The 13,196-nt window shown below is 73.3% G+C and carries 10 protein-coding genes; 8 read left to right on the top strand and 2 right to left on the bottom strand.

The window, feature by feature from the left end:
* The 8 genes from iscB to FZ103_RS24725 form a co-directional block, all read left to right on the top strand.
* Positions 1–1,345, top strand: a 1,345-nt coding sequence (gene iscB, locus FZ103_RS24760) for an RNA-guided endonuclease IscB (protein ID WP_255430295.1), incomplete at its 5' end; no start/stop codon positions are given.
* A 28-nt stretch (positions 1,346–1,373) separates the two neighbouring features.
* On the top strand, positions 1,374–1,541 hold the full coding sequence (locus FZ103_RS24755; protein WP_156004641.1) for a hypothetical protein: 168 nt from the start codon (positions 1,374–1,376) through the stop codon (positions 1,539–1,541).
* A gap of 177 nt (positions 1,542–1,718) precedes the next feature.
* Positions 1,719–2,204, top strand: a complete 486-nt coding sequence (locus tag FZ103_RS24750; protein WP_156004640.1) for a GNAT family N-acetyltransferase — start codon at positions 1,719–1,721, stop codon at positions 2,202–2,204.
* A gap of 137 nt (positions 2,205–2,341) precedes the next feature.
* Positions 2,342–2,839, top strand: a complete 498-nt coding sequence (locus FZ103_RS24745) for a DUF3592 domain-containing protein (protein ID WP_156004638.1) — start codon at positions 2,342–2,344, stop codon at positions 2,837–2,839.
* A 164-nt stretch (positions 2,840–3,003) separates the two neighbouring features.
* Positions 3,004–5,451: a PEP/pyruvate-binding domain-containing protein gene (locus tag FZ103_RS24740; protein WP_156004637.1), complete on the top strand. Its 2,448-nt coding sequence runs from the start codon at positions 3,004–3,006 to the stop codon at positions 5,449–5,451.
* A gap of 275 nt (positions 5,452–5,726) precedes the next feature.
* On the top strand, positions 5,727–6,512 hold the full coding sequence (locus tag FZ103_RS24735; RefSeq protein WP_186356824.1) for a glycoside hydrolase: 786 nt from the start codon (positions 5,727–5,729) through the stop codon (positions 6,510–6,512).
* Between the two features lie 370 nt (positions 6,513–6,882).
* Positions 6,883–7,914 carry a PQQ-dependent sugar dehydrogenase gene (locus FZ103_RS24730; protein WP_343233705.1) on the top strand — a complete coding sequence of 344 codons (1,032 nt, stop codon included), beginning with the start codon at positions 6,883–6,885 and terminating at the stop codon, positions 7,912–7,914.
* Between the two features lie 411 nt (positions 7,915–8,325).
* Entirely contained in the window at positions 8,326–10,854 is a 2,529-nt protein-coding gene (locus FZ103_RS24725; protein WP_156004631.1) for an alpha-L-arabinofuranosidase C-terminal domain-containing protein, read from the top strand.
* Positions 10,855–10,879: 25 nt separating this feature from the next.
* Here FZ103_RS24725 and FZ103_RS24720 read toward each other — a convergent pair whose 3' ends face one another.
* Both FZ103_RS24720 and tcuA read right to left on the bottom strand, forming a co-directional pair.
* A complete protein-coding gene (locus FZ103_RS24720) occupies positions 10,880–11,527 on the bottom strand; it encodes a GntR family transcriptional regulator (protein ID WP_156004629.1) in 648 nt (215 codons plus the stop codon).
* A 72-nt stretch (positions 11,528–11,599) separates the two neighbouring features.
* Positions 11,600–13,117 (bottom strand): FAD-dependent tricarballylate dehydrogenase TcuA, encoded by a 1,518-nt coding sequence (gene tcuA, locus FZ103_RS24715; protein WP_156004627.1) that lies wholly within the window; start codon positions 13,115–13,117, stop codon positions 11,600–11,602.
* Positions 13,118–13,196: the final 79 nt, after the last annotated feature.

The following is a 13,196-nucleotide window of genomic DNA, read 5'->3' as shown; positions in this document are numbered from 1 at the left end:
GCCCTCCGAGGTCGGGGAGCAGCACCGTGAGGTGCCCCCGCACGTTTTCGTGCTCGACACCAACCGCGTGCCGTTGCAGCCGTGCCACCCGGCACGCGCCCGCCAACTCCTGGATAAGGGCCGGGCGGTCGTGCACCGCCGCACCCCCTTCACCATCCGGTTGAAAGACCGCACCGTGGAGAACTCCGAGGTCGACGGCGTCGACGTCGGTATCGACCCCGGGTCCAAGCACACCGGAGTGGCCGTGTTCACCGCCCGCGGGGGCGAGCGGCGCGGCCGGTTCGCGCTCCGGCTCGACCACCGCGGCGCCCTGATCAAAAAGAGGATGGGGCAGCGGTCGGCCTACCGGCGGGGGCGCCGGTCGCGCAACCTGCGCTACCGCGCCCCCCGCTTCGACAACCGCACCCGCCCCGCCGGGTGGCTGGCGCCGTCGCTGCACCACCGGGTCGCCACCACGGCCTCGTGGGTGGACCGGCTGACCCGGTGGGCGCCCGTGAAGGCGGTGCACGTGGAACGCGCCGCGTTCGACACCCACGCCCTGTCCACCGACCAATCCCTGGAAGGCGCCGACTACCCGCGCGGCACCCTGCACGGATACGAGGTGCGCGAGTACCTGCTGGCCAAGTTCGACCGGGCCTGCGCCTACTGCGGCGCCGCCGGGGTTCCGTTGAACATCGACCACGTCCACCCCAAGTCCCGGGGCGGCACCGACCGGGTGTCCAACCTCGTGTTGGCCTGCATCGGCTGCAACCGGGCCAAGGGCGACCGGCCGGTGGCCGAGTTCGCGCCCGCGCGGGCCGCCGCCGTCCTGGCCCGGGCCAAGGCTCCGCTGCGCGACGCCGCGGCGGTGCATTCGGTGCGGTGGGCGCTGTGGCGCGCCCTGGAGGCCCGCCTGCCCGTCCACGTGGGGTCGGGCGGGCGCACCAAGTACAACCGCACCCGCAACCACCTGCCCAAGACCCACACCCTCGACGCGCTGTGCGCCGGCAAGGTCGACACCGTCACCGCCGGTGTGAACACGGTGCTGGTGGCGGCCTGCACCGGCCGCGGCACCCACGCCCGCACCCGCCCCGACAAGCACGGGTTCCCCCGTCTGCTCATGCCCCGCACCAAGCGGTTCTTCGCCTTCGCCACCGGCGACCTCGTCACCGCGACCGTGCCCTCCGGCAAGAACATCGGAACCCACACCGGCCGGGTCGCGGTGCGGTCCAACGGCAGGTTCAACATCACCACCGCCCGCGGCACCGTCCAAGGAATCCACCACAAGCACGTCCGCCTGCTCCAACGCAGCGACGGCTACGGCTACACCACCCGAAAGGAGGCAGCGGCTTCCTCCCCGGCCTGAAGGCCGGGGTATCCGCCGCAGAACCCCGATGAATGTGGAGATCATCGTCTTCACCGACGACCCGATCGGGGCGCTGGAGAAGGCGTCCGCTATTCTGCGGACCGCGCTGCACGCCACGGGCGCCCAGACGCCCGAGTGGCCGATCGCGCACATGACCCATCACACCGGCACGGTCACGCACCTCGCCGACGCATGATCGCCGACGCGCCCTGCTGACGCGGCGGCGCCCATGCGATTGCGGCCCGCTGCGCTGCCTGGCGACGGCCACCGCGGGACCAGCTCGACCGGACCGGCCGCGCTCAGCGTCTCCAAGCGCGCCGCGGAGGGCGAGGGCGATTTCGAGGCCGGCGGGTTTCGTCGAAGGGTTCGCAGGATGATCCGGGAGCGGCTGGAACAGGACATCGACCGGCTGTGCGCCGTTCTGGAGGCCCTGGAGAACCCCTCCGGAGCCCTGCCGGAGGAAGACCTCAGGGGCTGGCTCGACGCCTACGACGCGGAGCTGTCCTGGGTCTTCGACATGGCGCCGGTCAGCGCGGCACCGACGAAGAACGTGGTCGGGCACCTGCAGGTCTACAGCCCCGATGCGGACTCTTCGGCGCCCTACCTGGAACACACCGGCAAATCCGCGGGCGAGCTGCTGGCCATCGGGAGGCACTTCGTCAAACCCGGCCCCTATGCGCAGAACATCGGCAGGTTCCTGCTCAGGGAGTCGGTGGCCTACATCCGGCGCCGGGGGCGGACTCCGGTCCTGGAGCTGCCCGCCGACGGGTTCCTCCCGCGTGCGTTCTACGAGAGGTTCGGCTTCCAAGCGGTTCCCTCGCCCGATCCGGGCCGCACGCCGATGGTCTGCACAAGGTGATCGGCGCCGCCGCCGTCCGCGTCTTCGCCCTCCCCCCGCATCCCGTGCCCGGAACCGGCCGCAGGCGGAACCCGTGCCTGAGGCGGTGCGTCCGATCGCGCGGTACTGCTGAGGCGACGGAAGGCGAAGGGATTCGCGTGAGCGGCAAGGTGCGGTTCGGCGGCAAAGGCAAGGGCAAGGGCGGGAAGGGGCGCCGGTCGGTGCTCGGGACCGGGATCCTTCTGGCGGTCGCCGGAGTGATGCTGCTCGTCCAGGGCACCACCGACTACACCGACCACACCGAGCGCGCCGAGGCCACGGTCGTCGAGCGCGACGTCGACATCACCTACGACGACGACGGGGACCGCACCGGCGAGGACGTGACCGTCTACGTCGACTACCGCGCCGAGGGCGCCGACCACCGCCGCGTCGACCTCGAAGGACTCGGCTCGGACTCCTTCCACGAAGGCGACACCCTCACCGTGGCCTACGCACCCGGGGAGCCCGGCCACGTGGTCACCACGCAGAGCACCGACGAGGACGCCTACGCCTTCGCCTTCTACCTGGGCCTGCCGATCGTGGCCGCCGGGCTCGGCGTCACCGCGCTCGGCGTCGTCCTGCGGCTGCGCAAGAGCGGCCGCGTGAAGGCGGCCTGACCGCTACAGCGCCCCCTTAACGCACCTCTGACGCGCCGGAGCCCGTACGGCCCTGGTCCGCCGCGCCCCGCGGCGGGAGCATGGCCCCAGGGGCGCCGGCGGTCGGAGTCCTCGGAGTCCCGGCGGTCGAAGCGGGCCCGCGACGCTGTGGAAGGGAGTGCGCAATGGACGTGGTCGCGCTGGACGGGATCGCGGAGGGCATGCACGGCGCCGTCGGCGGAAAGGCCGCCGGGCTCGCCGCCATGATCGCCCTCGGCGAGCGCGTGCCCCCGGGGTTTTGCCTGACCACCGACGCCCACGCGGCCGGCGAGATCCCCGAGGACGCCCTGCTGGCGGCCTACCGCGACCTCGGCGGCGGACCGGTCGCCGTGCGCTCCAGCGCCACCGCCGAAGACCTGCCCGAGGCGAGCTTCGCCGGGCAGCAGGAGACCTACCTCGGGGTCGAGGGCGAACGCGACCTGCTCGACGCGGTCCGCCGCTGCTGGGAGTCGCTGGACACCGACCGCGCCCGCGCCTACCGCGAGACCAACCTGCCGGCCGGCGCCGAGGCGCGCATGGCCGTGGTCGTGCAGCGCATGGTCGACGCCGAGACGGCCGGCGTGCTCTTCACCGCCGACCCGGCCACCGGCAGCCGCTCCCGCACGGTCGTCGACGCCGCGCCCGGCCTGGGCACCGCCGTCGTGGACGGCAGCATCACGCCCGACCACTACGTCATCGCCGACGACCGCACCCCCGAAGGCCCCGACGGCGGCTGCCTGTCCCGGGCGCAACTGGCGGAGCTGCACGCGGCGGGCGAGCGGCTGCAGAACGGCTTCGGCGCACCCCAGGACGTCGAATGGGCCTACGACCGCGACGGCGTGCTCTGGCTGCTGCAGTCGCGCCCCATCACCGCGCTCTTCCCGCTCCCGCCCGACACCGGGCGCCCCCACCCTCGCCTCTACCTGGAGATCGGCAACATCCAGGGCATGGTCCGGCCCTTCACCCCCATCGGCATGTCCCTCCTCCAGCGGGCCGCCGACCGGATGTTCGCCGTCGCGCGCCTGGACGGCGGCGTCCGCGACCTCTTCGACATGGCCGCCATCGGCGGCCGGCTCTTCGTGGACGTCACCGGCCTGGTGTGCAACCGGCGGATCGGCCCCGGCCTGGCCGACAGCATGGAGGTCTACGGCCCGCGCGTGCAGGCCGCCGTGCGGCGCGTGCAGCAGGACCCCCGCTTCCGCGCCGACAACGCCGCGGCCCCGTTCCCGCTGACGCCGCTGCTGCGGCTGGCACTGCGGTACGGGCCGCCGACCGTGCTCGCCTTCGCCGACGTCCTCGCCCGGCCCGAAGCCGCGCGTATCCGGGCGCGGGTCGCCATCGCCGAGCTCCGCCGGCACCGGGGCCCCGGCGCCTCGGCCGACGCCTCCGAACGGCTGCGCTACGTCGCCGAGGACGCGTTCTCGCAGATCTACGGGACCGCGATCTTCCGGGTGGCCATGCCCACGATGGCCGGCGTGATCCTGCCCCAGGTGCTCCCCGCACTGCTGCGGGGCATCGCCACCGACGAGGAGGCGGCCGCCGTGGCGGCCGGTGCGCCGCACAACGTCACCACCGAGATGGACCTGGAGCTGTGGCGGCTGGCCGAGGGCGCCGCCGAGCACCGCGACCTGCTGACCGGAACCGATCCGCAGGAGCTGGCGGCGCGCTACCACGCGGGGACGCTGCCCGACATCGGCCTGGACGGCTTCCTGCGCCGCTACGGCCACCGCGCCGGCGGGGAGGTCGACATCGGCGTGCCGCGCTGGGCGGAGGACCCCGCGCCCCTGTTCGCGACGATCGCCAACTACCTGCGCCTGGACGACCCCGGCCAGGCCCCGCCGCGGCGCTTCGCGCGGGCCGCGGCCAGGGCCGAGGCCGCCGTCGCCGACCTGTCGCGGCGCGCCGTCCGCGCCCGGCCCCTGCGCGGGCGCGCGGCCGCGTTCCTGATGCGCCGCACGCGGGAGCTGGTCGGCATGCGGGAGCTGACGAAGTTCGCCTGGCTGATCCCCTATGCCGAGATGCGCAGGCAGCTGCTGCTGGCCGGTGCGCAGCTCGCCGACCGCGGGCGGCTGGAGGAGGCCGCGGACATCGTGTTCCTGGACCTCGACGAGGCTCGCGCCGCCGCCGACCGCGGCGTCGACCAGCGCGCCCTCGTCGCCGAGCGCAAAGCCGTCCACGTCCGGGAGCTGCGCCGCCGCCACGTACCGGCCGCGCTGCTGTCGGACGGCACCGACGTCGAGGCGCTGGCCCCGCCGCTTCCGGCGTCGGCGGGGACGCTCACCGGCGCCCCCGCGGCGGCGGGCCGGGCCACCGGCCGTGCGCGCGTCGTCCGCGACCCCGCCGGCGCACGGGTCGAACCCGGCGAGATCCTGGTGGCCCCGACCACCGATCCGGGCTGGACCCCGCTGTTCATGACGGCCGGCGGACTGGTCACCGAGACCGGGTCGGTGGTGGCCCACGGCCCCACGGTGGCCCGCGAGTACGGCATCCCCGCGGTCATCGCCCTGCCCGGCGCCACCGAGAAGATCTCCACCGGAGACCTGATCACGATCGACGGCGGAGCCGGAACGGTGGTCATCGAGCCGGAGGAGTGAGCCCACCGGCGGGTCGGCACGGCCCGTGGCATGGCTTTTCGTGAACGGGTATTGACGCGGCGTACATGCCGGGCCACGCTGGCGGCGGGCGGCCGGCAGGGTGCCCGCCGCCGGAGCGACCCGCCGCTGCGCGGCGCGCGGTCGAGTCGGCGGGATGCGCCCGCAGCCGGAGGCCGCTCACACGGCAACGCGATCGGAGGCGGTGGCGGCGCCTGGTGTATGGGAGCGCTTCCATGCCTGGTTGCTCCGCCGACTCCAGGAAGGAACCCGGCCCCATGAAGGATCCGAAGCACACGCGAAGCACCACGGCGCGGCGGCTCGGCTCCGCGGCACTGGCGGCGGTCTCGGCCGCGGCCCTGCTGGCGGGCGGCGCCCAGCCGGCCGCCGCGCAGCAGACCCTCTGCGGCAAGTACGACTCCGCCCGCGTCCAGGGCGGGCGCTACATCGTGCAGAACAACGTGTGGGGTGCCGACACCCGCCAGTGCATCGAGGTGGAGGGCACCTCCTTCCGGGTGACCACCGCCGAGCACGCCAAGGCCACCGACGGCGCGCCGGCCGGCTACCCCTCGATCTACGCCGGCTGCCACTACCGGAACTGCACCTCCGGCAGCGGCCTGCCGCTGCGGGTCAGCGACATGAACCGGGTCCGCACCAGCTGGAGCACCAGCTCCCCGGACAGCGGCGTCTACAACGTCGCCTACGACCTCTGGTACGACCCCGATCCCAACCAGCCCGCGCAGAACGCCGCGGAGCTGATGATCTGGTTGAAGTACCGCGGCGACGTCCAGCCCATCGGGCAGCGCGTGGCGAGCGGCGTGCCGATCGCCGGCGCCACCTGGGACATCTGGCAGGGCGACGTCGGCTGGAACGTCATCAGCTTCATCCGCACCAGCCCCACCGACTCGGTCAGCGGCCTGGACCTCACCGCCTTCACCGACGAGGCCGTCGCCCGCGGCGCGGTCGAGCCCCAGTGGTACCTGACCAGCATCCAGGCCGGATTCGAACCCTGGCAGGGCGGCGCCGGGCTGGCGACCCACTCCTTCTCCACCACGGTCGGCTGACCACTCGGCCGACGTGCCTGCGGCCGGGGCCGCCGCCTGCGGCGGCCCCGGCGGGCGGGTGGCGGCTCGGCGCGCGGGTCATATCAGTGATAACAAAATCCCGTTCTCAGTCTTGCGGCATCGTTGAAAACGTGGTTCTGTTATCGATGTGAACACCACTCCCGGCGGGCTTCGCGGCCGGCCTGCCCGTCCCGCCGCCGGTCCTGCGCCCGCGGTCGGGGCGAGGGCCGCTGCGCACGACTCGCTGCCGCAACCGACCGGATCGAGGTCCACCATGCGCCGCACTACCGTCCCGGCACTCGCCGCCGCCATTGCGGCCGCGGCACTGACCGCGTGCACCGCGAACCCCTCGCCCCCGCAGCCGCTCGGTGTGACCGGATCCCAGGCCCCCGGCGGGGCCGCGGCCTCCGTGGCCCCCGGCGAGGTGACCGAACTCGTCACCGGCCTGGACATGCCCTGGGGGCTGACCTTCCTGCCCGACGGCTCGGCCCTGGTCTCCGGCCGCGCCGACGGGCGGATCCGCCACGTCCCGGCCGACGGCGGCGCGGCCTCGCCGGTCGGCGAAGTGCCCGGTGCGGTGACCAGCTCCGAGGGCGGACTGCTCGGCCTGGCCGCATCGCCCGACTTCGCCGACGACCGCACCGTCTACGCCTACGTCTCCTCCGCGCCGACCAACCGCGTCGTCGCACTGCGCATCGCCGAGGACCTGCGCTCGCTCCGGCAGGAGCGCGTCGTGCTGGAGGGGATCGAGACCGCCGACCGGCACCACGGCGGCCGGCTGCGCTTCGGTCCCGACGGCAACCTGTGGATCGGCACCGGCGACGCGTTCCTGCCCGAGAACGCCGCCGACGACGAGTCCCTCAACGGCAAGATCCTGCGGGTGCGGCCCGACGGCTCGATTCCGCAGGACAACCCCGGCGACTCGCCCGTCTACTCCTCGGGCCACCGCAACGTGCAGGGGATCGCCTTCGGGCCCGACGGCACCGCCTACGCCTCCGAACTGGGGCACCGCACCTGGGACGAGCTGAACGTGCTGCGCCCCGGGCGCGACTACGGCTGGCCCGAGAGCGAGGGTACGGAGGGCTCCACCGGCGAGCCCCCGATCTTCACCGTCCACCCCGACGACGCGTCGCCTTCGGGCATCGCCTTCGCCGAGGGGTCGGTCTGGATGGGGGCGCTGGGCGGGCAGCGGCTCTGGCAGCTTCCCGTGGACGGCCCCGCGGCCGCCGGCGAGCCGATCGAGCACTTCGTCGGCGAGTACGGCCGCATCCGCACCGTCGAGCGCGCCCCGGACGGCTCGCTGTGGATCACCACGTCCAACACCGACGGCGCCACCTGGGGCGGCACCGAGCCCCGCCCGGGGGACGACCGGATCCTCCGCGTCGAACTCGTCCGGCGCTGACACGCTCCCGTCAGGGGCGGCGCCGGTTCACCCGCGTGCGGGCGGACCGGCGCCGTTCTGTCACCGGCACAACACCCCTTGACACCCCCGGGGCCGCGGGGCAATATCGAGAACAATTCCGATCGAAGGGGCCGCTTCACCGCATATCCGAATGTTAGCGCTAACAATCGCAGAGTGCCGCTCGGGGAGGGATGACTGACAAGGCCGCCCCGTTCCGGTGCGATTCCTTTCCGTTCTTCCCTGCAACCCGTATCCCTAGCCCGTTCAGGTGTCCCGCCGCTTTCCCGCCCATTTCCGATTCGCCGTGCTGCGCAGCGACGAATACGCCGCGTGAAAGCGCGGTACGCCCCGACGCCGCGCGCCCGCCCGCTCCCGGCGAGCCTGCGGCATATCCCCCGCATCGGAGGAGAATTGCGAGCCAATCGAAAGAGGCCGGCGGCCGCCGCCTGCGCACTGCTGGCCGGAGTCCTGTGCGTCGTGCCCGCGGCGGCTCCCGCATCGGCCGCGACCGACTACCGCATCGAAATCGACCCCGCCGCGAACGGGCCGCAGATCAGCGACCGGATGTATGGAATCTTCCTGGAGGACATCAACCACGCGGCCGACGGCGGTCTCTATGCCGAACTGGTGCAGAACCGCTCCTTCGAATACAGCACCGCCGACAACGAGAACTACACCCCGATGACCGCCTGGGAGGAGGTCGTCGACGGCCGCGCCGCCGGCCAGGCCAAGGTCGTGAACGACGCCGGCCGGCTGAACGAGCGCAACCGCAACTACCTCAGGCTGACCCTGCCCGCAGACGGGGGCGAATACGGCGTCGTCAACACCGGCTACTCCACCGGGATCACGGTCGAGGAAGGCCAGAAGTACGACTTCTCGGTGTGGGCGAAGTCCCCCGGCAGCGGTACCGCCCCTCTGACCGTCCGGCTGCGCGATGCCGAAGGAGCCGCCCTCGCCGAGCCGCTGGCGCTGGAGGCCGACCGCCGCGGCTGGGCGGAGTACACCGGCACGCTGACCGCCACCGCCTCCAGCACCACCGGCCGACTGGCCGTCACCTCGCGCGGCGGCGGGACGCTGAGCCTGGACATGGTCTCGCTGTTTCCCCGGGAGACCTTCAAGGGCCGTGAGAACGGTCTGCGCAAGGACATCGCGCAGCGGATCGCCGCGCTCGACCCCGGCTTCGTGCGCTTCCCCGGCGGCTGCCTGGTCAACACCGGCGGCCACGAGGCCTACGAGGCCCCCGACTGGCCGCGGGAGCGCTCCTACCAGTGGAAGGACACGATCGGTCCGGTCGAGGAGCGCGCCACCAACCACAACTTCTGGGGCTACAACCAGTCCTACGGCCTGGGCTACTTCGAGTACTTCCAGTTCGCCGAGGACCTGGGCGCCATGCCGCTGCCGGTCGTGCCCGCCCTGGTCACCGGCTGCGGCGAGAACCGGGCCACCGACGACCCCGAACTGCTCCAGCGCCACATCCAGGACACCCTCGACCTGATCGAGTTCGCCAACGGCCCGGCCGATTCCGAGTGGGGCGCCGTGCGCGCCGAGATGGGCCACCCCGAGCCGTTCGGGCTGACCCACGTGCAGGTCGGCAACGAGGAGAACCTGCCCGACGAGTTCTTCGCGAGGTTCCTGAAGTTCCGCGAGGCCATCGAGGCCGAATACCCCGGTATCACGGTGATCGGCAACTCCGGCCCCGCCTCCGGCGGCACCGTCTTCGAGCGCGCCTGGGAGCTCAACCGCGAGCACGACGTCGAGCTGGTCGACGAGCACTACTACAACTCGCCCGCCTGGTTCCTGGCCAACAACCACCGCTACGACTCCTACGACCGCGGGGGCCCCGACGTCTACGTCGGCGAGTTCGCCTCGCAGGGCAACCGCTTCTCCAACGCCCTGGCCGAAGCCGCCTACATGACCGGCCTGGAGCGCAACGCCGACGTGGTCCGCATGGCCTCCTACGCGCCCCTGCTGGCGGCCGAGTGGGACACCCAGTGGACGCCCGACCTCATCTGGTTCGACAACAGCACCGCCTGGGGCTCGGCCAACTACGAGGTGCAGAAGCTGTTCTCGGCCAACGCCGGCGACCGGGTGGTGCCCAGCACCGCCACCGGCACACCCGGGGTCGGCGGGCCCATCACCGGCGCGGTGGGGCTGTCCACCTGGAACACCAGCGCCGAGTTCGACGACGTCCGGGTCACCTCCGCCGACGGCGAGACGCTGCTGAGCGACGACTTCTCCTCCGGCGCCGGCCAGTGGACCCACATCGCCGACGCCGGCGACTGGAGCGTCCAGGACGGCGCGTATGTGCAGACGCAGACCTCCGGCGAGAACACCATGGTCACCGCCGGCGACCCCGGCTGGACTGACTACGACCTGGAGGTGACCGCGACCAAGCGCGAAGGCGCAGAGGGGTTCCTCATCGGCTTCGGCGTGCAGGGCACCGGCGACTACTACTGGTGGAACCTGGGCGGCTGGAACAACACCCAGTCCGCCGTCGAGCACGCCTCCGGCGGCGCCAAGAGCCTGATCCTCGCCGACGACACCACCGTCGAGTCCGGGCGCGCCTACGACATCCGCATCGAGGTCCGCGGGCGCGACGTCGCCCTCTACCTCGACGGTCGGCAGTGGGGGTCCTTCACCGCGCCCACGCCCGAGCCGTTCCGCCAGGTCGTCACGCGCGACGAGCGCACCGGCGAGCTCGTCGTCAAGGTCGTCAACGCCCAGGCCGAGGCCGCCCGCACCACGATCGACCTGGGCGGCGCCCGCGTCGCGCCCACCGCCGAGCTGACGGTCCTGCAGGGCGATCCGGACGCGCGGAACACCGCCACCCGGAGGCCGATCCGCCCCGAGACCGCCACCCTCGACGGCGTGGACTCCGCGTTCACCCACACCTTCCCGGCGCACTCCATCACGTTCCTGCGCCTCACCCCGCGGGACTAGCGCGGCGACCTCCACCCGCGCGTCGTCACGGCGCGCGGGTGGAGGCCTGTTCGCGCAGGATGCGGATGCGGATGTCGCGGGCGGTGCGCATGTGCCGGCGGGCGACGGCGGCGGCGGTGTCGGCGTCGCGGTCGGCGACGGCCGCCACGATCCGGGCGTGCTCCTCCAGCGCCTCCTCCCAGCGCCCCGGCGCCGAGAGCGTGGAGTGCTGGGTGCTGACCAGGTGGATCGGCAGCCGGTGCAGCAGGTCGGTGTGCACGGGGTTGTGCGTCGCCTGCCACAGCGCCTCGTGGAACTCCAGGTTGGTGGACGCCCGGGTGGCGTCGTCGGGGTCGGCCAGGGCGCGGTCCCGCGCCAGCAGCCCTTCCAGGTGGGCCAGGTCGGCGACGCCGCGCGCGTGGGCCGCCTGGCGGGCGGCCTCGGCCTCCAGCAGGATGCGGGCCTCGTAGATCTGCATGACCTCCTCGGGGCCGGGCGTGCGCACGTACAGCCCGCCGCGCGGCCCCGCCTCCAGGAGGCGGTCGTGCTGGAGGCGGCGCAGGGCCTCGCGCACCGGCGTGCGCGAGACCCCGAAGCGCTCGGCCACGGCCACCTCGCGCACCGGCGCGCCCAGGGGGATCGCGCCCGCGAGGATGTCGGCCCGCAGTTGGTCGTAGATGCCGGTCGCGTTCATCCTGCCGCCGTCCCTTGCCCGGTCCCGCACACGTGCCGCCGCCCCGGGCCGCGCCCGCCCCGCCGCCGGCCGCTAGGCGATCGCGCCGGCGCGCCGGCCGAACACGGTGCCGGAGGTCAGCCCGGTGCCGCCCGGGTAGTTGCCGCTGAAGAGTCCTCCCAGCATCTCACCGCAGACGAAGAGCCCGGGCATCGGCGCTCCGTCCGCGCCCAGCACCCGCCCCCGGTCGTCGGCGGCCAGTCCGCCGAAAGTGAAGGTGATCCCGCAGGCCACCGGGTACGCGTAGAACGGAGGGGTCTCCAGCGGGTGGGCCCAGTTGCTCTTGGGCGGATCGACCCGGGCGGCCCGGCCGTCCTTGACCGCCGGCTCGAACGGCCGGGTGCGGTCGATCGCGGAGTTGAAGGCGCGCACCGTGGCGGTGAAGGCGTCTTCGGGCACGCCCATGCGCCGCGCCAGCTCCTCCAGGGTGGGTGCGGTGATCTCGGTGGTGCCGGGGGCGTCGTACTCCTCGGTGCGCAGCATCGGCCGCAGTTCGGCGTCGAAGACCTGGAAGGCCCGCCCCCCGGGCTGGCGCAGGATCTCGGCGCCGTACTTGGCGTAGGTGTAGTTGCGGAAGTCCGCCCCCTCGTCGAGGAAGCGGCGCCCCTCGGTGTTGACGACGATGCCCAGCGGATAGCTCTGCCGCGTCAGGGTGTTGGTGCGCTCCCGGTCGCCGCCGCCGGGCGGGGCGCCGGTGTCCCAGGCGACGCTGTGGCAGGTCGACCAGTCGCCGCCGGGCCGGGCGCCGGCCTCCAGCGCGGCGCGCAGCATGTCTCCGGTGTTGAGGGGGGTGCCGCGCACGTAGGCCCGCTCCCAGCCCGGGCCCAGGTGCTCCCGGCGCAGGTCGGCGTCGGCCTCGAAACCGCCGGCGGCGAGCACCACGGATTCGGCCCCGATCCTGCCCGCCTGTCCATCGGCGCCGACCCAGCGCACGCCGCAGACCCGGCCCTCGTCCACCATCAGCCCGGTGGCGCGGCATCCGTAGCGGACCTCGACGCCGCCGGCGCGGGCGGCCTGCTCGTGCTGCTCGATGAGCCCCTTACCGCCGCCGACGCTGCCCACCGCCAGGTTGCCCCAGAACACGTGCCGCCCGGAGGCGTCGGTGTAGGACTGGCGCTCATACATCAGCCGGAACCGCAGGCCCAGGCCCCGCAGCCAGTCCAGGGCGGCGCGGCCGTCGTCGACCAGGGCGGCGGTCAGCTCGGGGTCGTTGCGGCCTCCGGTTACGCGCTTCATGTCGGCGTGGAAGCCGGCTGGGGAGTAGGCGGGCAGCTCCGTGCGGGCCATCCGCTCGTCGTGCTCGACCAGCCCGTCGAGATCGGACGGGCCGCCGTGGGCGATGCGGAAGGCGCCGGCGGTGTAGTAGCTGTTGCCGCCGGACTCCTCGGCGCGGCCCTTCTCGATCAGCAGCACCCGCCGCCCGCGCCGGGCCGCCGCGTGGGCCGCGCTGAAACCCGCGTTGCCGCCGCCGACGACCAGCACGTCGACGCGTTCCCGCACGCCGCCCTCCGCACTGGCCGGACCGCTTCGGGAGTCGCCGTGAGTGACCATGAACTCGTCCCCCTGTGGTATTGAACACGGCCGTATTTGAATGTATACAAGCGGACACAGTAAAACACAACGCATCTGC

Source organism: Streptomonospora sp. PA3 (assembly GCF_009728995.1).
Classification (GTDB): Bacteria; Actinomycetota; Actinomycetes; order Streptosporangiales; family Streptosporangiaceae; genus Streptomonospora.
Note: the sequence above shows the minus strand (reverse complement) of the source record. Positions and strands in the feature narration are given on the sequence as shown.

Bases quoted from the DNA above. Each gene is read 5' to 3' on its own strand.
- FZ103_RS24755 (WP_156004641.1), top strand. From the start codon at position 1,374: ATGAATGTGGAGATCATCGTCTTCACCGACGACCCGATCGGGGCGCTG.
- FZ103_RS24735 (WP_186356824.1), top strand. From the start codon at position 5,727: ATGAAGGATCCGAAGCACACGCGAAGCACCACGGCGCGGCGGCTCGGC.
- FZ103_RS24740 (WP_156004637.1), top strand. From the start codon at position 3,004: ATGGACGTGGTCGCGCTGGACGGGATCGCGGAGGGCATGCACGGCGCC.
- tcuA (WP_156004627.1), bottom strand. From the start codon at position 13,117: ATGGTCACTCACGGCGACTCCCGAAGCGGTCCGGCCAGTGCGGAGGGC.
- FZ103_RS24720 (WP_156004629.1), bottom strand. From the start codon at position 11,527: ATGAACGCGACCGGCATCTACGACCAACTGCGGGCCGACATCCTCGCG.
- FZ103_RS24750 (WP_156004640.1), top strand. From the start codon at position 1,719: ATGATCCGGGAGCGGCTGGAACAGGACATCGACCGGCTGTGCGCCGTT.